Source organism: Streptomyces sp. NPDC094032, assembly GCF_040303965.1.
In the GTDB taxonomy this organism is placed as follows: domain Bacteria; phylum Actinomycetota; class Actinomycetes; order Streptomycetales; family Streptomycetaceae; genus Streptomyces.
Genome location: NZ_JBEOUE010000019.1, coordinates 90,592 through 109,244, shown reverse-complemented (window position 1 = coordinate 109,244; position 18,653 = coordinate 90,592). Strand labels below are relative to the sequence as shown.

16 protein-coding genes are annotated in these 18,653 nt (G+C 73.5%); 8 read left to right on the top strand and 8 right to left on the bottom strand.

Annotation, left to right across the window (positions count from 1 at the left end):
• Positions 1-381 precede the first annotated feature (381 nt).
• The 3 genes from ABTZ54_RS25005 to ABTZ54_RS24995 form a co-directional block, all read right to left on the bottom strand.
• Complete coding sequence (locus ABTZ54_RS25005; protein WP_351667070.1) at positions 382-1,506, bottom strand: LLM class flavin-dependent oxidoreductase; 1,125 nt, start codon at positions 1,504-1,506, stop codon at positions 382-384.
• 99 nt (positions 1,507-1,605) lie between these two features.
• Complete coding sequence (locus tag ABTZ54_RS25000) at positions 1,606-2,367, bottom strand: SDR family NAD(P)-dependent oxidoreductase (RefSeq protein ID WP_351667068.1); 762 nt, start codon at positions 2,365-2,367, stop codon at positions 1,606-1,608.
• 13 nt (positions 2,368-2,380) lie between these two features.
• Complete coding sequence (locus ABTZ54_RS24995; RefSeq protein WP_351667066.1) at positions 2,381-3,301, bottom strand: TIGR03619 family F420-dependent LLM class oxidoreductase; 921 nt, start codon at positions 3,299-3,301, stop codon at positions 2,381-2,383.
• Positions 3,302-3,513: 212 nt separating this feature from the next.
• Here ABTZ54_RS24995 and ABTZ54_RS24990 point away from each other — a divergent pair, with 212 nt between their 5' ends.
• Together ABTZ54_RS24990 and ABTZ54_RS24985 are read left to right on the top strand one after the other, a co-directional pair.
• Positions 3,514-3,987, top strand: coding sequence for a DUF2690 domain-containing protein (locus ABTZ54_RS24990; protein WP_351667064.1), 474 nt, complete (start codon positions 3,514-3,516; stop codon positions 3,985-3,987).
• Between the two features lie 22 nt (positions 3,988-4,009).
• Positions 4,010-4,486 carry a DUF2690 domain-containing protein gene (locus tag ABTZ54_RS24985; protein ID WP_351667062.1) on the top strand — a complete coding sequence of 159 codons (477 nt, stop codon included), beginning with the start codon at positions 4,010-4,012 and terminating at the stop codon, positions 4,484-4,486.
• 82 nt (positions 4,487-4,568) lie between these two features.
• On the opposite strand, the gene ABTZ54_RS24980 is transcribed toward ABTZ54_RS24985, so the two are convergent.
• Positions 4,569-5,786, bottom strand: coding sequence for an amidohydrolase family protein (locus ABTZ54_RS24980; protein ID WP_351667060.1), 1,218 nt, complete (start codon positions 5,784-5,786; stop codon positions 4,569-4,571).
• 145 nt (positions 5,787-5,931) lie between these two features.
• Here ABTZ54_RS24980 and afsR point away from each other — a divergent pair, with 145 nt between their 5' ends.
• The gene (gene afsR / locus ABTZ54_RS24975) at positions 5,932-8,961 is read left to right on the top strand and encodes an SARP-family global regulator AfsR (protein WP_351667058.1); all 3,030 of its coding nucleotides are present in this window, start codon (positions 5,932-5,934) and stop codon (positions 8,959-8,961) included.
• Positions 8,962-9,194: 233 nt separating this feature from the next.
• The gene (locus ABTZ54_RS24970; RefSeq protein WP_351667056.1) at positions 9,195-9,410 is read left to right on the top strand and encodes a hypothetical protein; all 216 of its coding nucleotides are present in this window, start codon (positions 9,195-9,197) and stop codon (positions 9,408-9,410) included.
• A 452-nt stretch (positions 9,411-9,862) separates the two neighbouring features.
• On the opposite strand, the gene ABTZ54_RS24965 is transcribed toward ABTZ54_RS24970, so the two are convergent.
• A complete protein-coding gene (locus tag ABTZ54_RS24965; RefSeq protein ID WP_351667054.1) occupies positions 9,863-11,404 on the bottom strand; it encodes a FadD3 family acyl-CoA ligase in 1,542 nt (513 codons plus the stop codon).
• An 86-nt stretch (positions 11,405-11,490) separates the two neighbouring features.
• Between ABTZ54_RS24965 and ABTZ54_RS24960 the strand changes: the two genes are divergently transcribed.
• The 3 genes from ABTZ54_RS24960 to ABTZ54_RS24950 are packed head-to-tail and all read left to right on the top strand — an operon-like array spanning position 11,491 to position 13,849.
• Positions 11,491-12,633, top strand: coding sequence for a lipid-transfer protein (locus ABTZ54_RS24960; protein WP_351667052.1), 1,143 nt, complete (start codon positions 11,491-11,493; stop codon positions 12,631-12,633).
• A gap of 5 nt (positions 12,634-12,638) precedes the next feature.
• Positions 12,639-13,076, top strand: coding sequence for a Zn-ribbon domain-containing OB-fold protein (locus ABTZ54_RS24955; protein ID WP_351667050.1), 438 nt, complete (start codon positions 12,639-12,641; stop codon positions 13,074-13,076).
• Positions 13,073-13,849, top strand: coding sequence for an enoyl-CoA hydratase/isomerase family protein (locus tag ABTZ54_RS24950; protein WP_351667048.1), 777 nt, complete (start codon positions 13,073-13,075; stop codon positions 13,847-13,849). The genes ABTZ54_RS24955 and ABTZ54_RS24950 overlap by 4 nt, the downstream gene beginning before the upstream one ends.
• Here the strand turns inward: ABTZ54_RS24950 and ABTZ54_RS24945 are convergent.
• On the bottom strand, positions 13,815-14,390 hold the full coding sequence (locus ABTZ54_RS24945; RefSeq protein ID WP_351667046.1) for a hypothetical protein: 576 nt from the start codon (positions 14,388-14,390) through the stop codon (positions 13,815-13,817). The two genes, ABTZ54_RS24950 and ABTZ54_RS24945, sit on opposite strands and share 35 nt — an antisense overlap.
• Before the next feature lie 125 nt (positions 14,391-14,515).
• Here ABTZ54_RS24945 and ABTZ54_RS24940 point away from each other — a divergent pair, with 125 nt between their 5' ends.
• Entirely contained in the window at positions 14,516-15,085 is a 570-nt protein-coding gene (locus ABTZ54_RS24940; protein WP_351667044.1) for a hypothetical protein, read from the top strand.
• Position 15,086: 1 nt separating this feature from the next.
• Here the strand turns inward: ABTZ54_RS24940 and afsK are convergent, their stop codons facing one another.
• Positions 15,087-17,588, bottom strand: a complete 2,502-nt coding sequence (afsK, locus tag ABTZ54_RS24935) for a protein serine/threonine kinase AfsK (RefSeq protein ID WP_502997307.1) — start codon at positions 17,586-17,588, stop codon at positions 15,087-15,089.
• A 93-nt stretch (positions 17,589-17,681) separates the two neighbouring features.
• Positions 17,682-18,461, bottom strand: a complete 780-nt coding sequence (locus tag ABTZ54_RS24930; protein ID WP_351667001.1) for a VOC family protein — start codon at positions 18,459-18,461, stop codon at positions 17,682-17,684.
• Positions 18,462-18,653: the final 192 nt, after the last annotated feature.

Sequence of the window (18,653 nt, the reverse complement as noted above, 5' to 3'; positions counted from 1 at the left end):
CGCAGAGGGCGCCGTCCCGTGTGCCCACCCGTCCCGCCCCAGCGGGACGATTGCCCACACGGGCGGGGCGGGGGGGGTAGGCACACGGGACGCGTGCCCCCACGCGGGGCGCGAGGCGGGACGCGTGCCCCCACGCGGGGCGCGAGGCGGGACGCGTGCCCGCACGCGGGGTGGGCAAGGCGGGGCGCCTGCTCCCACGCGAGGCGGGACGCGGCCCCCCACGCGAGGTGCGAGGCGGGACGCGGGCCCCCGGGTGGGCGAGGCGGGACCCAGGCCCCCACGCGAGGCGCGAAGCGCGACGCGGGACCCCACGCGGGGCGCGAGGCGGGACCCCGGCCCCCACGGGGGCAGGCCGGCGGGGTCGGGTGGCCGCGGGGGCGGCTACTCGCCCGCGCCCTGCCGGAAGCGGGTGGTGCGGTGGATCGGGTCCGTGTCGATTTCCGGGATCACGTGTTCGCCGATCAGCTTGATCGAGTTCATCGTGTCCTCGTACGAGATCCCGATCGGGATGCCGAAGGACAGCTGGTCCGCGCCCGCCTGCTCCCAGCGCTTGCACTGGGCCAGGACCTCGGAGGGGTCGCCGCAGATCATCAGTTCCTCCTGGATGAGGAGTTCGATGATCTCGGCCGAGTACTCGGGGAGCAGCTCGGGCCACTCGGGGATGCCCTCGGGGCGGGGGAAGGTGTCGTGGTAGCGGAAGAGCAGCGACTGGAGGTAGTTGAGGCCGCCGGAGACGGCGATCTCGACGGCCTTGTCGTGGGTCTCGGCGCAGATGGCCGTCGAGGTCACCATGACGTTGTCGTTGACGAAGTCGCCGACCGCCTTGGCCTCCTTGATCGCCGTCTTGTAGGAGTCGACGACCCACTCCATGTCGGAGACCTTCTGCACGCTGAAGCCGAGGACGCCGAGCCCCTTCTTGGCGGCCATGGCGTACGAGGAGGGGGACCCGGCCGCGTACCACATGGCCGGGTGGGACGCCCCGTACGGCTTGGGCAGGATCTTGCGCGGCGGCAGCGACCAGTGCTTGCCCTGGAAGCCGACGTACTCCTCCTGGAGCCACATCTTGGGGAACTCGGCGATGGTCTCTTCCCAGATCTCCTTGGTGTGGTTCATGTCCGTGATGCCCGGGAAGAAGCCGAGGATCTCGTGGGAGCCCGCCCCGCGTCCCGAGCCGAACTCGAAGCGCCCGCCGGAGAGGTGGTCGAGCATGGCGACCTTCTCGGCCACCTTCACCGGGTGGTTGACGGGGGCGAGGGGGTTGAAGATGCCGGAGCCGAGGTGGATCCGCTCGGTGGCGTGGGCGAGGTAGCCGAGGTAGACGTCGTTGGCGGAGATGTGCGAGTACTCGTCCAGGAAGTGGTGCTCGGAGGCCCAGGCGTACTTGAAGCCGGACTTGTCCGCCTGGATGACGTACTCGGTCTCCTCCATGAGGGCCTTGTGCTCGGCTTCGGGATCGGTCTCGGCCCGCTTGCCGACGTATCCCTGTACGAAGATCCCGAATTCCACGGAAGTTCACCGTCCTCGTGAGTTTCTGACGAATCGTCAGATCAGCGATGTGCCCGACTGTCGCACCGCGCGACGGGTGCGTCAATACCTGATGGTGCGTCAGAAAAGGCTGACGCCTGCCAGCCAGCCGCCGTCGATCACGAAGGGCTGGCCCGTGATGTACGCGGAGTCCTCGCCGGTCAGGAAGAGCGCGAGGGACGCCACCTCCTCCGGCCGCCCGATCCGCCCCAGCGGCACCAGCTTCCGGTACAGCTCCGCCGTGGCCGCCGGGTCGACGCCCTCCGGGTTGCTCATGGCGGTGTCGATGGCCCCGGGGCAGACCGCGTTCACCCGGATGCCCTTGGCCGCCAGCTCCAGCGCGGCGACCCGGGTGAGACCGAGGACCGCGTGCTTGCTCGCCGCGTACGCGCCGACCCCCGCCATGCCCGTCACGCCCGTGTACGAGGCGGTGTTCACGACCGTGCCGCCGCCGGCCGCCGCGATCTCGGGCGCCACGGCCTTCATGCCGAGGAAGCAGCCGACCTGGTTGACCTGGACGATCGCCTGGAACTCGTCCAGCGGCGTCGACACCAGCTCGTTGAAGCGCAGGATGCCCGCGTTGTTCACCAGGCCGTCGATCCGCCCGAAGCGCTCCTTCGCGGCGGCCACCGCGGCCGCCCACTCCGCCTCCGAGGTCACGTCCAGGTGGACGTAGAGCGCCCTGTCCTCCCCCAGCTCCTTCGCGAGCGCCTCGCCGGGGCCGTCCAGGACGTCCCCCAGGACCACCCGGGCCCCCTCGGCGGCGAAGAGCCGCGCCTCCTGCTCGCCCTGCCCGCGCGCCGCGCCGGTGATGACGACGACCCGCCCGTCCAGCTTGCCCATGCGGTGACTCCTTCTAGTCGAGGTGCGGAGCGACCTCGGTGGCGAAAGCGGCCATCTGGTCGACGAGTTCGGCCCGGCTCCGGCAGCGGAACCGCACCTGGATCTGGTCCACGCCCATCTCCCCGTAGGCGCGCAGCGACTCGGCGAGCGCCTGCGGCTTGCCGCTGAGGGTGCGCCGCCCGGTCTCCCAGCCGGGCTGCCCCACGTACAGCGCCTCGGTGATCGCCCCCACGGTGAACGGCGCCTCGATCCCGGCCTCCTCGCGCAGCCCCCGCAGCCGGACGATCTGCTCGGCCAGCTTGCCGCGCGGGTCGCCCTGCGGCAGCCAGCCGTCCCCCTTGAGCGCGGCCCTGCGCACCGCCGCGGGCGAGGAGCCGCCGATCCAGACCGGGACCCGCTCCTGCGCGGGCCGGGGCCGCTGGCCGAGGTCCCGGAAGGCGAAGCGCTCGCCGCTGTGCTCCGGGAACTCCTCCGGCCCGAGCGCCGCCCGCAGCGCGTCGACGGTCTCGTCGAGCACCCCGCCGCGCCCGGCGAAGTCCACCCCGAGCGTCTCGAACTCCTCCTGGAGGTGCCCGGCCCCCACCCCGAGGACGAGCCGCCCGCCGGAGAGGTGGTCGAGGGTCGCATACGCCTTGGCCGAGACCAGCGGGTGGCGCAGCCCGACCAGGGCGACGTGGGAGAGCAGCCGGACCCGCTCGGTGGCCGCCGCCAGGAAGGAGAGGGTGGCCACCGGGTCGTACCAGATGGTGCTCATCGCCCCGGCGAGCCGGCGCGGGACGGCGACGTGCTCGCAGCTCGCGAGGTAGTCGAAGCCGTGCGCGTCGGCGGCGCGGGCGACCGCGAGGAGGTCGGCGGGGCCCGCTGCGGCCTCCCAGGGCTCGGCGTAGAGGGTGCTCTGGGACTGGACGGGCAGCTGCATCCCGTAGACCACCATGGGGACTCCCTTATCTGACGTTCCGTCAGTTACGGCGACGGCCCCATGCTGTCTCCTGACGTGCCGTCAGGCAAGGGGTGGGTACGGACCGGCTCCGCGATCCCCGCGCTTTTGTCCAAGACCGCGGGCGGGCCCGTCCGGCACCTTGGAAGCGGCAGCCCCCCTGCCCCCGCCGCGGCCCCTCCCGGCCCTCGTCGAACGGACCCCACTCCATGCGTACCCTGCTGCGCCGCGCCGCCCAGACCGGCACCGCCCTGATCCTCGCCGCCGGCGCCCTCACCCTGACCGGCGGCTCCGCCCAGGCGGCCACCTACGACGGCTACGACCCGGCCACCACCGGCTGCGGCGGCACCACCAGCACCGTCCAGTCGGCCGCGATGACCGACCCGCACGGCAACCACCTCGGCACGCTGGAGCTCCGCTACAACTCGGGCTGCCGCACCGCCTGGGCCCGGATCACCATGGACTACACGCAGAGCGCCTGCGGCAACGCCTCGGCCGGCGTCGCCTGCCCCAAGGCCTGGGTCATCCGCAACTCCGACGGGCGCCAGTACACCTGCACCGTGACCGAGGGCCGCAGCTCCTGCTACACGCCGATGGTCAACGACGCGGGCGTCAGCTCGTACGCGCAGAGCTACACCGACACCGCGGGCGGCACCAAGTACACCCGCACCGGCAGCTACTAGAAGCGAAGGACCGGAACCCGACATGCGTACCCTGATCCGCCGCACCGCCCAGACCGGCACCGCGCTGCTCCTCGCCGCGGGCGGTCTCGTCCTCACCGGCGGCTCCGCCCAGGCCGCCACCTACGACGGTTACGACCCGGCCTCCACGAGCTGCGGCGGCACCACCAGCACCGTCCAGTCCGCGTCGATCAACGACCCGTACTTCGGTACCCACGTCGGCACGATCGAGCTGCGCTACAACTCCGGCTGCCGCACCGCCTGGGCCCGGATCACCCTGGACGGCACGCAGTCCAACTGCGGCAACGCCTCCGCGGGCCACGCCTGCGCCCAGGCGAAGGTCGTCCGCAACTCCGACGGGCGCAGCTACTCCTGCTCCGTCCCCGTGGGCGGCAGCTCCTGCTACACCCGCATGGTCAACGACGCCGGAGTCTCCTCGTACGCGGAGGGCTTCGTCGACGTCGCCGGCGGCATCAAGTACGTGCGGACCGGCTCCTACTGAGCCGAGGCGCCCCCAGCCCCCGCCCGGTCCGCCTCCCTCGGCGGGCCGGGCGGGCCCTTTTCCGGGCCGTCGGACCCCGGGCCTACGGGCGCCAGAGGCCGTCCGCGTCAAGACCCAGCAGGTCGATCGCGTTGCCCCGGACGATCCGCTCGACCACGTCCGGCGCCAGGTGGCCCATCTGGGCCTCGCCGACCTCGCGGGACTTGGGCCAGGTGGAGTCCGAGTGGGGGTAGTCGGTCTCGTAGAGGACGTTGCCCACCCCGATGGCGTCGAGGTTGCGCAGCCCGAAGGCGTCGTCGAAGAAGCAGCCGAAGACATGCTCGGCGAAGAGCTCCGACGGCGGGCGCAGCACCTTGTCGGCGACTCCGCCCCAGCCGCGGTTCTCCTCCCAGACCACGTTCGCGCGCTCCAGGATGTACGGGATCCACCCGATCTGCCCCTCGGCGTACATGATCCGGAGGTTGGGGAAGCGTTCGAACTTGCCGCTCATCAGCCAGTCGACCATCGAGAAGCAGCAGTTGGCGAAGGTGATGGTGGAGCCGACGGCGGGCGGGGCGTCGGCGGACGTGGACGGCATCCGGCTGGAGGAGCCGATGTGCATCGCGATGACCGTGCCGGTCTCGTCGCAGGCGCGCAGGAACGGGTCCCAGTGGTCGGTGTGGACCGAGGGCAGCCCGAGGTGCGGCGGGATCTCGGAGAAGGCGACCGCGCGCACGCCCCGGGCCGCGTTGCGGCGGACCTCGGCGGCGGCGAGCTCCGGGTCCCAGAGCGGGATCAGGGTCAGCGGGATCAGCCGGCCGTGCGCCTCGGGGCCGCACCACTCCTCGACCATCCAGTCGTTGTAGGCACGCACACCGAGGAGACCGAGTTCACGATCGGCAGCTTCTGTGAAGGTCTGGCCACAGAACCGGGGGAAGGTCGGGAAGCAGAGCGCCGACTGGACGTGGTTGACATCCATGTCCGCGAGCCGCTCGGGCACGGAGTAGGAGCCGGGCCGCATCTGCTCGTAGGTGATGACCTCCAGCCTGATCTCGTCGCGGTCGTAGCCGACGGCGGTGTCGAGCCGGGTCAGCGGGCGGTGCAGGTCCTCGTAGACCCACCAGTCGCCTATGGGGCCTTCGTCCCCTTTGGCGCCCATCACGGGGGCGAACTTTCCGCCCAGAAAGGTCATTTCCTTCAACGGGGCGCGGACGATCCGGGGGCCGGTGTCGCGGTAGCGGGACGGGAGCCGGTCCTGCCAGACGTGCGGGGGCTCCACGGTGTGGTCGTCCACCGAGATGATCTTGGGGAAGCTCTCCATGCCGTTCACGGTAGCGTTGATCTGACGGTTCGTCAGCTACTGCGCCGTCAACCGGTGCCGGATCGGCCGACCCGATGCTGACGCGCGCCCTCCGGACAAGGCAGACTGTCTTGGGCGAAACCAGCGGTACGGGCAGGGGGAGCTAATGGACCGTGAGAACGGGCCGCGGGTTCCGGAACAACGGACTCCGGCGACGGGTTCCGACGGAACCGGCACCGGGCCGGCCGAGGAACCGCGCTCCGGCGCGCCCGAAAACGGAACCGGCGCCACCGCGCCCTCCCTCCGCTTCGGTGTCCTCGGGCCCGTGCGCGCCTCGCGCGGGGAGCAGGTGCTGCCCACCGGGTCGCCGCAGCAGCGGGCGCTGCTCGCCGCGCTGCTGCTGCGCGACGGGCGGACCGCCACCGCGGGCGAGCTGATCGACGCCATCTGGGGCGAGGAGCCGCCCTCGCAGGCGCTCGCCGCCGTCCGTACGTACGCCTCCCGGCTGCGCAAGATCCTCGACCCCGGGGTCCTGGTCAGCGAGTCCGGCGGCTACGCCCTGCGCACCTCCGCGCCCGGCCTCACGCTCGACCTGACCGAGGCCCACGAGCTCGCCGCCCAGGCCGACAAGCTGCGCGCCGCCGGACAGCGCTGCGCCGCCCGCGACCGGATCGACGAGGCCCTCGGCCTGTGGGAGGGCGGGACCCTCGCCTCCGTGCCCGGCCCGTACGCCGAGACCCAGCGCACCCGCCTGGAGGAGTGGCGGCTCCAGCTCCTGGAGACCCGGCTCGACCTGGACCTGGAGGTCGGCGCCCACGCCGAGGCCGTCTCCGAGCTGACCGCGCTGACCGCCGCGCACCCGCTGCGCGAGCGCCTGCGGGAACTGCTCATGCTCGCGCTCTACCGCTCCGGCCGGCAGGCCGAGGCCCTCGCGGTCTACGCCGACACCCGCCGCCTGCTCGCCGACGAGCTCGGCGTGGACCCCAACCCCGAGCTCTCCCGGCTCCAGCAGCGCATCCTCCAGGCCGACGCCGAACTCGCCCGGCCCGTCGACGAGCAGCCGCCGGCCGCCGCGCCCGTCGCCCGCCCCGCGCAGTTGCCCGCCACCGTCCCCGACTTCACCGGCCGCGCCTCCTTCGTACGGGAGCTGGGCAGCCGGCTCGCGACCGCCGAGGGGCACGTCATGGCCGTCTCGGCGCTCGCCGGGATCGGCGGCGTCGGCAAGACCACCCTCGCCGTGCACGTGGCCCACGAGGCCCGCCCGCACTTCCCCGACGGGCAGTTGTACGTGGACCTCCAGGGCGCCGGTTCGCGCGCGGCGGCCCCGGAGACCGTCCTCGGCGCCTTCCTGCGGGCGCTCGGCACCCCCGACTCGGCCATCCCGGGCTCGCTCGACGAGCGGGCCGCGCTCTACCGCTCCACGCTCGACGGCCGCCGCGTCCTGGTGCTGCTCGACAACGCCAGGGACGCCGCGCAGATCCGGCCCCTGCTGCCCGGCACGGCGGGCTGCGCCGCGCTCGTCACCAGCCGCATCCGCATGGTGGACCTGGCCGGGGCGCACCTCGTCGACCTGGACGTGATGTCGCCCGAGGAGGCGCTCCAGCTCTTCACCCGGATCGTGGGCACCGAGCGCGTGCAGTCCGAGCGCGAGGCCGCCCTCGACGTCGTCGCCGCCTGCGGCTTCCTGCCGCTGGCCATCCGCATCGCCGCCTCCCGGCTCGCCGCCCGGCGCACCTGGACGGTCTCCGTGCTCGCCGCGAAGCTGGCCGACGAGCGGCGCAGGCTCGACGAGCTCCAGGCGGGCGACCTCGCCGTGAAGGCGACCTTCGAGCTCGGCTACGGCCAGTTGGAGCCCGCCCAGGCGCGCGCCTTCCGGCTGCTCGGCCTCGCCGACGGGCCGGACATCTCGCTGGCCGCGGCCGCCGCCGTGCTCGACCTGCCGGAGTGGGAGACCGAGGACCTCCTGGAGGCCCTCGTCGACACCTCCCTCGTGGAGTCCGCCGCGCCGGGCCGCTACCGCTACCACGACCTCGTACGCCTCTACGCGCGCGCCTGCGCCGAGCGGGACGAACACCCGCCGGTGGAGCGGGACCTGGCCCTCTCGCGTCTCCTCGACTTCTACCTGTCGACGGTCTCGCGGATGTACGCCATCGAGCGCCCCGGCGACCGCCTCGTCGACCACCTGGAGCCCACCGCCTACGAGGGCCTCGCCTTCACCGACCGGCACACCGCCCAGGACTGGCTCTACGCCGAGGCGAACTGCCTGCTGGCCTGCGTACGCCAGTCGGCGACCAGCCCGGCCACGCTGCGCCGGGCGGTGGACGCGCTGTGGGCGGCGCTCGACCTGGCGGAGTCGGGGGCGAACTCCAAGGAGTACGAGACGGTGGCGGCCACCCTGCGGGAGGCGGCGCGGCGGCTCGGCGACGTCAAGGCCGAGGCGCGTGCCACCAACACGTTGGCCTACGTCCACCACTACCAGGGCCGCTTCGACCAGGCCGACCGGGAGGCCGAGGAGGTCGTCGCGATGGCGCGCTCCGTCGGCGACCCGCTGCCGATCTGCTGGGCGTCCAACGCCCGGGGCGCCATCGCGCTCTACCAGGCCCGCTACGAGGAGGGCGAGCGCCACCTCACGCTGGCCATCGAGGAGTTCCGGCTCGCCGAGGACCGGGCCGGGGAGGCCGCGGCCCTCTGCAACCTGTCCCGGATCCACCTCGCGACCGGGCGCCAGGAGGACGCCGTCCGCATGGCCCAGCAGGGCACGGACATGTACGACGGGATGGGCCACGCCCTCAAGGGGGCGAACGGGCGCTACGCGCTGGGGCTCGCGCTCACCGAGAGCGGCCGGCTGCCGGACGCCGCCGCGACGCTGTGCGAGGCGCTCGACGTGTTCGTGGACAGCCGCCAGCGGCTCTGGGAGGGCATGACGCTCTTCCGTATCGCGGAGGTCGACATCGCCGCCCGCCGGTACGCGGCCGCCGCGACCGGCTCGGAGAAGGCGCTGACGGTGCTCCGGGGCATCGGCGGCGAGTGGCGGCGCGGCAATGTGCTGACGGTGCTCGGCAGGGCGCTGCACGGCATCGGGCAGTCCGGCCGCGCGCAGGTCTGCTGGCGCGAAGCACTCGACATCTACGAGGAGTTGTCGGCCCCCGAGGCGGCGGAGGTGCGGGCCCTACTCGCGCCGCTGCCCGCCGCCTGAGGCGCCGACCGCCCCCCGCGTGGGCGTTCATCATTCGTTTATCGCCACCAGGCATGCTCATTACCAGTCGATCCGTCGCGTCGGGGGGCACACGGGTCGCCGGTGAGGTCGTTTTCCCGACGCATTAGGGTGAGCGGCCCTGAGGAGCCCGTCCGACCGTCCGACACGGGGGAACGGCCGGGCGGGCTCCACCCACCCACCAGCACCACCATCCATCCAGGAGGGGACCCACCATGGCCGACATCGACCCGACCGACCCGATCGCCAAGCCGGACAACCTGCACGCCACGGGCGGCACGGCCGACGGCATCGTCTCGAAGAACCTGCACGCCACCTCGGAGCCGGCCATCGACGCCATCACGGCGAAGATCACGGGTGCGGGTGCGGGCGGCGACGCCACCACGGACAACCTCCACGCCACCTCCGAGCCGGCCAAGCCGGCTCTCTAGGACCGCACGCCACGGGGACGGTTCCGGCGACGCCATCGGGGGAGTCGCCGGGGCCGTGGTCGTCCGCAGAGCAAGACCGCACCGGTTCGGGGGACGCCCCCGGGTCGGGGGGATCCGAGGGGCACGGCCCGGTGCGGTGGGGCGCGGACGATCTCAGGACGGAGGGGCCGGGTCTTCGGTCCCGGCCCCTCCGTCGCACGTAAGCCGCACGTCAGCGGGGGTGCCGGGGGGGCGTGCCGGGGGGCATGCCGGGGGGGCGCCGGACTTGACGGAGTACGCCGGCTCAGCTCGTACTCGCGTTCGAGGTCGGCGATGATCGATCACGTTCGGGACGGCAGGCGGTGGGGACCGCCGGGCCGGCCAGGACGAGGCACGCCACGCGCGCGCAGGGGGGAGGGCCTGGCCCGGTTCACACCGGTCCAGGCCCTTTGGCGTGTGCGGGGCGCCGACGCTCAGCGGGCGCGCAGCTCGCCCTTCAGCACCTTGCCGCTCGCGTTCCTCGGCAGCTCCGGCACGAACTCGACCTCGCGCGGCACCTTGTAGTTGGCCATCTCCCGGCGGGACCAGGCGATCAGGTCGTCCGCCGTGAGCGTCGAGCCCGGACGGCGGACCGCGAAGGCCTTGCCGACCTCGCCGAGGCGCGGGTCCGGGACGCCGACGACGGCGACGTCGGCGATGTCGGGGTGGAGGCCGAGGAGCTGCTCGATCTCCGCCGGATAGGCGTTGAAGCCGCCGACGATGAACATGTCCTTGATCCGGTCGGTGATCCGGAGGTTCCCCGACGCGTCCAGGACGCCCACGTCGCCGGTGTGCAGCCAGCCGTCCGGGTCGATCGCCGCCGCCGTGGCCCCGGGGTCCTCGAAGTAACCGGACATCACGTGGAAGCCCCGGACCAGCACCTCGCCGGTCTCCGAGATCCGGATCTCCGTACCGGGGACCGCGCGGCCCGAGGTGCGCGCGACGACCTCGGCCGGATCGCCCCGGCGGCACATCGAGACGATGCCGCTCGCCTCGGAGAGGCCGTACGCCGTGAGGACCGTGCCGACCCCCAGCTCGCTCCGCAGCCGCTCCACCAGCTGGAGCGGGACCACCGCCGCGCCCGTGACGACCAGGCGCAGGGAGGACAGGTCGGACGCGCCCCGGGCCGGGTGGTCGAGCAGGGACTGGTGGAGGGTGGGCGGGCCGGGCAGGACGGTGATCCGCTCGGCGGCGATGTTGGCGAGGACGGTGTCCACGTTGAAGACGGGCTGCGGCACCATCACCGCGCCGTGCAGGAGGCAGGCGATGACGCCGGCCTTGTAGCCGAAGGTGTGGAAGAACGGGTTCACGATGAGGTAGCGGTCGCCCTCGCGCAGGCCCGCGAGCTCGCTCCACAGGGCGTAGCAGCGCAGGGTCTGCCCGTGGGTGATGACGGCGCCCTTGGGGCGGCCGGTGGTGCCGGAGGTGTAGATGATGTCGGAGGGGTCGGAGGGGGAGATCGTGGCGGCCCGGGACCGGACCTCGGACGCCGGGACCTCGTTCCCCTCCGCGAGAAAGGACTTCCAGGTCGTGTAGCCGGGGTCGTCGGGGGCCGTGTCGCCGAAGACCACCACCCGCTCCAGATCCGGCAGTTCCACGCCCGAGCGGCGCAGCGAGGCCACGTACGAGGTGCCCAGGAAGGTGCCGGTGACGAAGAGCAGCCGGGCCCGGGAGCGGGCGAGGACGTCGGCGGCCTCGGCGCCCTTGAAGCGGGTGTTGAGCGGGACGAGGACGGCGCCCGCGGTGACCGCGCCGAGGGCGGCGACGATCCAGTCCAGGGTGTTGGGCGCCCAGATCCCGACCCGGTCCCCGGCCCGTACCCCGGTGGCCAGACAGGCGGCCGCCGCCCGTTCGACGCGCTCGCCGAGTTCGGCGTAGCTGATCCGCGCGCGGCCGTCGACGACCGCCTCGCGCTCCCCGTAGCGCTCGGCCGCCCGGCGCACCAACTCCGGTATGGAGTCGTACTCCCTCGTCATCGCCCACCCCTCCCGTAGCTGACTATCCGTCAGATTAGCTGTAGCCTGACGCGCTGTCAGCAGTGCTGCCGGGCCGGGAGGACCACGTGCTCAAGGACGCAACAGCCATCGTCGGGATAGGCCAGACCCCCTTCGCCAAACAGCTCCCGGAATCCGAACGGACCCTCGCCTGCCGGGCGATCCTCGCCGCCCTCGACGACGCGGGCATCGCCCCCTCCGAGGTCGACGCCTTCGCCTCGTACACCATGGAGGAGACCGACGAGGTCGAGGTCGCCAAGGCCATCGGCGCCGGTGACGTCACCTTCTTCTCCAAGGTCGGCTACGGCGGCGGCGGCTCCTGCGCCACCGTCGGACACCTCGCCGCCGCCATCGCCTCCGGACAGGCCACCGTCGGCGTCGCCTGGCGCTCCCGCAAGCGCGGCAGCGGCCCGCGCCCCTGGAAGAACACCGCCGTCCAGCTGCCCACCCCCGGCCAGTGGACCCGCCCCTTCGGGCTGCTCCGCCCCGCCGACGAGATCGGGATGCTCGCCCGCCGCTACATGCACGAGTACGGCGCCACCCGCGACCACCTCTTCAACGTGGCCCTCGCCTGCCGCAACCGGGCCAACCAGAACCCCGCCGCGATGATGTACGAGCGCCCGCTGACCCGCGAGATGTACATGACCTCCCGCTGGATCAGCGAACCCCTCTGCCTCTTCGACAACTGCCTGGAGACCGACGGGGCGCTGGCCTGCGTGATCGTCTCCGCCGAGCGGGCCCGCGACTGCCGCCAGAAGCCCGTCTACGTGCACTCCGTCGCCCAGGGCCTGCCCGCCCAGCACCACGGCATGGTCAACTACTGGAACGACGACCCGCTCTCCGGACCCGCCTGGACCGCCGCCCGGCACCTGTGGAAGCAGGCCGACTTCGGCCCCGAGGACATCGACGTCGCCCAGATCTACGACGCCTTCACCCCGCTCATCCCGCTCTCCCTGGAGGGCTACGGCTTCTGCGGGCGCGGCGAGGGCGCCGCCTTCACCGAGGGGGGCGCCCTGGAGATCGGCGGCCGGCTGCCGATCAACACCGGCGGCGGCGGACTCTCCGAGGCCTACGTCCACGGCTTCAACCTCATCAACGAGGGCGTCAAGCAGCTCCGCGGCGTCTCCACCGCCCAGGTACCCGACGCCGCCACCTGCCTGGTCACCGCAGGCGAAGGCGTCCCCACGTCCGCGATCCTGCTGAGGAGCTGAGACCCATGGCCCTGCTCACCCCCGTCACCGACGAGGACGGCGCCCCCTTCTGGGAGTACGCCGCCCGAGGCGAACTCCGCGTCCAGGCCTGCGCCGCCCCCGACTGCGGCGAACTCCGCTTCCCGCCCCGCCCCTGCTGCCCGCACTGCCAGTCCTTCGACAGCGAATGGCGCCTGATGTCCGGGCGCGGCCGGATCTGGTCCTACGTCCTCCCCCACCCGCCGCTGCTCCCCGACTACGCCGAGATGGCCCCGTACAACGCGGTCCTCGTCGAACTCGCCGAAGCCCCCCGCATCCGCCTCGTCGGCAACGTCGTGGCCGCCCCCGACGCCCCGCTGAACTCGGTGGACCCGGCGCGGCTGCGGATCGGGGCCGCCGTGAAGGTGGCGTTCACCGAGGTCGAGGGCGTCACCGTGCCGCGCTGGCTGCTGGAGCGCGGATGAGCGTACGGGTGGAGCGGGACAAGGAGACCGGGGTCGCCGTCGTCACCCTCGACCGGCCCGAGAAGCACAACGCCGTCACCCTCGGCATGGCCCGCGAACTCGCCGCCGTCTGGCGCGGCTTCCGGTACGAGGACGAGATCCGCGCGGTCGTCGTCACCGGCGCCGGGCAGCGGGCCTTCTGCACCGGGATCGACCGGGAGGCCGTAGGGAACATCCCGCAGCCCTCCTCCCCGTACACGATCGACGACCCGCTCCTCACGATCGGGCCCAAGGCGAACGACCTGTGGAAGCCGGTGATCGCGGCCGTGGAGGGGATGGCCTGCGGCGGGGCCTTCTACCTGCTGGGCGAGGCCGAGTTCCTGGTGGCGGGCGAGGACGCGACCTTCTTCGACCCGCACACCACCTACGGGATGGTCTCCGCCTTCGAGACCATCCACATGGCGCAGCGGATGCCGTACGGGGAAGTCGCCCGGATGGCCCTGATGGGCACCGCCGAACGGGTCTCCGCGCGGCGGGCGTACGAGACCGGTCTGGTCTCCGAGCTGACCGCGCCCGGCGGGGCGCTCGCCGCCGCGCGGGAGGCCGCCGCCGTCATCGCGGGCCATCCGACCGAGGCCGTGCAGGGCACGGTGCGGGCCCTGTGGTCGGCCAACGAGGCCGCCCGCGCCCAGGCCCTCGCCCACGCCCCGCACCTGGTGACGCTCGGGAACCTGCCGCCGGAGCGGCAGGCCGGGCTCTTCACCAGGAGGACGACGGGCTACCGGACCCGGTAGGGGTGGGGGTGGCGGCGGACTCCGGGGTCACCTCGTACACCGCGCAGCGCTTCACCTGGCCGACGCTCCCGGGACTCTTCATCGCGATGTCGTAGAGCCGGGAGCCCCCGTCCTTCAGGTCGACCGTGACCTCGCCCAGGTCGACCGGGGAGCCGTCGGCCCGCTCGAACTCCAGGACGACGCGGTACCGCCCGGCCTCGCCGTCGCGCGCGGTGACCCGCACCGTGGCCGTCGTGTCGGCCTTGCGGGCGGGCTTGCCCTTGCGCTTCTTCTGCGCGGGGTCCACGCAGTCGACGACCTCGACCTCGATGTCGGAGGAGGGGCTCGCGGTCGGGGAGGGCGTGTACGTGGAGTTGTTCGAGCCGCCGTTGCCGTAGCCGTAGTCGTCGTTCTTCTTCTTGGAGCTGGAGCAGCCGCCCCCGTCGCCCTTGCTCCCGCTCCTGCCCGACTTCCCGCCACCGCCGTGGCCGGTCTGGAACCCGGTCAGCGCGAGCACCACCACCGCGAGTGTCGCCGCCAGCCTCACACGTGTGCGCACCATGTCCCGCTCCCCCGTTACGTTTCGTCGTGTCCGCGTCACCCTAGCGCCGGGCCCGTGTCACCTGGCGGGGCCCCCGCACCCGGCGTAGCGTCGACAGCGAGAGCCGGACCCGAGGAGGCCGATCGATGATCCGCAACATCGTCGGCTCGGTCCTGGCCCTCGCCGGAGCGACGGCCGCCGTCTGGAGCCCCTTCCGTGCCTGGTACGACGGCCGTCACGGGCGCGACTACGCGATCGACGAGCTCTTCACGGGCATCACCGACGCCAAGTCCGCGATCGTCTCCTCGATCCTGCTGCCCTTCGCCTTCGCCGCGCTCCTCACCGTCCTCGGCGTCGTGCTGCGCTCCCGGCTGCTCGTCGGCCTCGCGGGTCTCGTCGTGCTCGGCTTCACCGTCCTGTGGATGGTGCGGGTCGGGCAGGCGCAGGGCAGCCTGTCCATCGGGCCCGACGGGCGGGGCCTCGGTGACGGCGTCGCCAACGCCCTGGGCGGCGGGGTGCTGCTGCTCATCGGCGCGGTCGTGATGTCGGGCCGCTCGGGCCGCTGGGGAGGCCACCGCACCCGGGTGGACCAGGCGGCGGCGCCGGCCCCTCCGGCCCCCGACGGGGCGACCCAGACCTATGAGCGCCCGTACGCGTACGGGCCGCCCGACGAGCCGCCGCCGCCCCCGCCCCCGGCCCCCGAGCACCGGGCCTAGCTCACGCGCCCCGGTTGGTCGCCGTCCCCTTCACCGCGTCCAGCGCGTACACGCAGCGGTCCTTGCTGCACGCGTACACGACGCCGTTCCTGGCCACCGGCGAGCCGGTGATCTCGCCGCCGGTCGCCAGCTTCCAGCGCAGCTGGCCGCCCGTGGCGTCCAGCGTGTACAGGACGTGGTCGGCCGAGCCGAAGTGCACCCGGCCGTCCGCGACGACAGGGGCGCCGATCAGCTCGCCGCCCGCCGCGAAACGCCACTTCGGGGTGCCGGTGACCGCGTCGAGCGTGTAGAGCGCGCTGCCGCTGCCCACGTGCACGTTGCCCGCCGCGACGAGGACCGGCTCGATGGACTGGCGGGGCTCGGTGGCGATCCGCCAGCGGTCCTTGCCGGTGGTCGCGTCGAGCGCGTACACCGTGCCGAGGTGGTCGGCGAGGTAGACCCCGCCGCCGGTGACGGCCGGTCCCGGCGCGAAGGCGGGCGGCGCGAGGAAGACGGCGGGCGCCTCGAAGTGCCAGCGGACGTGCCCGCTCGCGATGTCGACGCAGAGCACCCGGGTGCCGGCCGCGACGTACACGCAGCCGTCCTCGGCCGGGGCCACCCGCACCGGCACCTGCGCGCAGGAGGCGGCGTCGCCGATCGGGTACGACCAGCGCTCGACGCCGGTCCGGGCGTCCAGCGCCTGGAGCCGGGCGTCGCGCCACACGTACACGGTGTCGCCGTGTATGGCGGGCCCGCCCTCGGGCGTCTCGAAGTCGGTCTGGGCGCCGGTGATCTCCCACAGCTTGGCGCCGTTGGAGGCCTCCCAGCCCTGGACGCCGCCGCCCCGGGTGCCGGTGACGACGGTGCCCCGGTCCACCTGGAGGGAGTACACCCAGGCGTCGGTGTGCAGCCGCCAGCGCTCACCGCCGTCGAGGGCGTCGAGCGCGTACAGGGTGGGTCCGTCGGAGGCGTGGATCCGGCCCCCGGCGACCGCCATGGACCAGGCCACGTCGCGGGTCTTGAACTGGCGCCGGCCGCTCGCCGTATCCAGGGCGTGCACCTCGAAGGAGGTGACGTAGAGCAGGTCGCCGTCGACGACGGGGGTGCCCCACACGTCGTTGGACATGCGGAAGCGCCAGGGCCGCCAGTGGCCGGGCACCTCGGGGGCCTGCTGCGGCTGCGGGGCCTGGGCGTCGGGCGCCTGGGCGGGGCCGGGCAGCGGGCGGGAGCCGGGCGGCGGTCCGGGCTCGGCGCCGCCCGCGACACCGCCGCCCGCGACACCGCCGGGCGGGCGGATCCACCCGGTGGCGGTGCCCGCGGCGGCGCCGAGGCCGACGCCGACGGCGGCGCGGGTGTCGGCGACCCGCGGACCGGGCCCGATCGGCACGGCCGCGCCGGGCAGCTGTACGGGACCGGCGTCGGGCACCGGGGCGGCGGCGGGGCCGGGAGCGGCGGCGGGGCCTGCGTGCCGGCCGCCGCCGGGCCGGTCGCCGTACGGGTCGGCGGGCCGGTCGGACGGCCGGTCGGCGCGGGGGTCGCCGCCCCAGTCGGCGGGCTGCCGGGGCGGGCGCGGCGGCATCGGCGGGGGCTGCGGGGGGCTGGGGCGCCCGCCGCGGCGGGTCTCGATCATGGCGGTGGCGCTGTGCGGCAGCCAGGCCGCCGCCGTACCGCTGTCGTCGCTGCCGGCGCCGAAGAGATGCGGGGCCAGCTGGGCCTGGAGGTCGGCCGGGGTGGGGCGCTTGGCGACGTCCATCTGCATGCAGGAGTCGATCAGCGGGCGCAGCTCGTCCGGCAGGCCCTCCAGGTCGGGGCCCTCGCGCAGCAGCATGAAGACGGTCTCGACCGGGTTGGCGCCGTGGAAGGGGGCATGCCCGGTGGCGGCGAAGACCAGCATGGAGCCCAGCGAGAAGACATCGCTCGCGCCGGTGACGCTGCGCGAGTCGCGGGCCTGCTCGGGGGACATGTAGGCCGGGGTGCCGACGGCGACGTTGGTCATGGTCAGGCGCGTGTTGGAGACGCCGGACGCGATGCCGAAGTCGATCACCCGGGGGCCGTCCTCGACGACGAGGACATTGGAGGGCTTGAGGTCGCGGTGGACGAGGCCGGCGCCGTGGATGGACTGGAGGGCCTCGGCGACGCCGGCCGCGAGCCAGCGCACCGCCTGGGCCGGGAGCGGCCCGCACTCGTTCACTATCTCTTCGAGGGAGGGCGCCGGTACGTACGCGGTGGCGAGCCACGGCACGGCGGCGCGCGGGTCGGCGTCGACGACGGCCGCCGTGTAGAAGCCGGAGACCGCCCGGGCGGCCTCGACCTCACGGGTGAAGCGGACGCGGAACAGCTGGTCCTCGGCGAGCTCCGTCCGCACGGTCTTGATCGCCACGCGCCGCCCGGACGCCGAGCGCGCGAGATAGACGAGACCCATGCCGCCCGCACCGAGCCGGCCCAGCACCTCGAAGGGCCCGATCCGTCTCGGGTCGTGCTGCGTCAGCTGCTCCACTTGCCTGCCACCTCCCCGTAGGGCCATGAGGGTACGGCCCCGTGGACCCTGATTGTTCCTGTCCGGGGCGGTGGTGGCGAACCCGGGGGCGGATCGGGGTGTCCCGGCTCATATCGCCGCTCACCCCGTGGGCTCGGCGAGGACGGCGAAACGGGCGCCCTGGTTGTCGTGGAGGACCGCGATCCGCCCGTGCGGGGTGTCGAAGGGGTCGGTGGCGGCCCGGCCGCCGAGGCGTACGGCGGTGGCGCAGGCCGCGTCGCAGTCGCGTACGGCGAAGTAGGGCAGGACGTGGCCGGGCAGCTCGGCGGGGAAGGCGGCGGTCATGACGGCCCGGCCGCCGAAGGCGTTGTCCTCGCCCGCGCGGGAGCCGGGCGGGGACCAGACGCGGTAGTCGAAGGCGCTGTCGCGGCCCTCGGCGGCGGGGTCGGCCTGGCGGCCGAGCCAGCCGAAGACGGTGGCGTAGAAGGTGTCGACCGCCTCGGGCTCGCGGGTGTACACCTCCATCCAGCAGAAGGCGCCGGGCCGGTTCACGGCCTCGAAGCCGTCGTCCTCGCCGGACTGGCGCAGTCCGAAGACGGCGCCGCCGGGGTCGGCGGCGAGGGCCCGGACGCCGAAGGGGCCGACGGGGTAGGGCTCCATGACCATCTGCCCGCCGGCGTTCCTGATCCGGGTGGCGAGGGCGCCCGCGTCGACGGTGGCCAGGTAGACGGTCCAGGTGGTGGGCATCCGGCCGTCGCGCTTGGGGAGCAGTCCCGCGACCCGTCTGCCGTCGAGCAGGGCCTCGTCGCGGTCGGGGTCGAAGCTCCAGCCGAAGAGCTCGCCGTAGAAGCGCTTGCCCGCTTCGAGGTCGGGGAGCTGCGCGTCCACCCAGCAGGGGGTGCCCTGTGTGAATACGGCCATGGCCCCACGCTAGGGTCCGTCCCCGTGCCCCGCACCCCCCCAAAAACGAACATATGTGCCTTTAGGGGGCCGGGAGCCCTTGTCCCGCAAGGGCTCCGGAGGAGTTGTCCACCGAAGTTGTCCACAGGCTGTTAATAAGCCTATTGAGGACGGAGCCGCTGATCCGGGGCCGGATACCCATTTGCAGTCGGC

Coding starts and splice junctions, on each gene's coding strand:
- ABTZ54_RS25000 (WP_351667068.1), bottom strand. CDS start 2,367: ATGGGCAAGCTGGACGGGCGGGTCGTCGTCATCACCGGCGCGGCGCGC.
- ABTZ54_RS24995 (WP_351667066.1), bottom strand. CDS start 3,301: ATGGTGGTCTACGGGATGCAGCTGCCCGTCCAGTCCCAGAGCACCCTC.
- ABTZ54_RS24990 (WP_351667064.1), top strand. CDS start 3,514: ATGCGTACCCTGCTGCGCCGCGCCGCCCAGACCGGCACCGCCCTGATC.
- ABTZ54_RS24985 (WP_351667062.1), top strand. CDS start 4,010: ATGCGTACCCTGATCCGCCGCACCGCCCAGACCGGCACCGCGCTGCTC.
- ABTZ54_RS24980 (WP_351667060.1), bottom strand. CDS start 5,786: ATGGAGAGCTTCCCCAAGATCATCTCGGTGGACGACCACACCGTGGAG.
- afsR (WP_351667058.1), top strand. CDS start 5,932: ATGGACCGTGAGAACGGGCCGCGGGTTCCGGAACAACGGACTCCGGCG.
- ABTZ54_RS24970 (WP_351667056.1), top strand. CDS start 9,195: ATGGCCGACATCGACCCGACCGACCCGATCGCCAAGCCGGACAACCTG.
- ABTZ54_RS24965 (WP_351667054.1), bottom strand. CDS start 11,404: ATGACGAGGGAGTACGACTCCATACCGGAGTTGGTGCGCCGGGCGGCC.
- ABTZ54_RS24955 (WP_351667050.1), top strand. CDS start 12,639: ATGGCCCTGCTCACCCCCGTCACCGACGAGGACGGCGCCCCCTTCTGG.
- ABTZ54_RS24950 (WP_351667048.1), top strand. CDS start 13,073: ATGAGCGTACGGGTGGAGCGGGACAAGGAGACCGGGGTCGCCGTCGTC.
- ABTZ54_RS24945 (WP_351667046.1), bottom strand. CDS start 14,390: ATGGTGCGCACACGTGTGAGGCTGGCGGCGACACTCGCGGTGGTGGTG.
- ABTZ54_RS24940 (WP_351667044.1), top strand. CDS start 14,516: ATGATCCGCAACATCGTCGGCTCGGTCCTGGCCCTCGCCGGAGCGACG.
- afsK (WP_502997307.1), bottom strand. CDS start 17,588: ATGGCCCTACGGGGAGGTGGCAGGCAAGTGGAGCAGCTGACGCAGCAC.
- ABTZ54_RS24930 (WP_351667001.1), bottom strand. CDS start 18,461: ATGGCCGTATTCACACAGGGCACCCCCTGCTGGGTGGACGCGCAGCTC.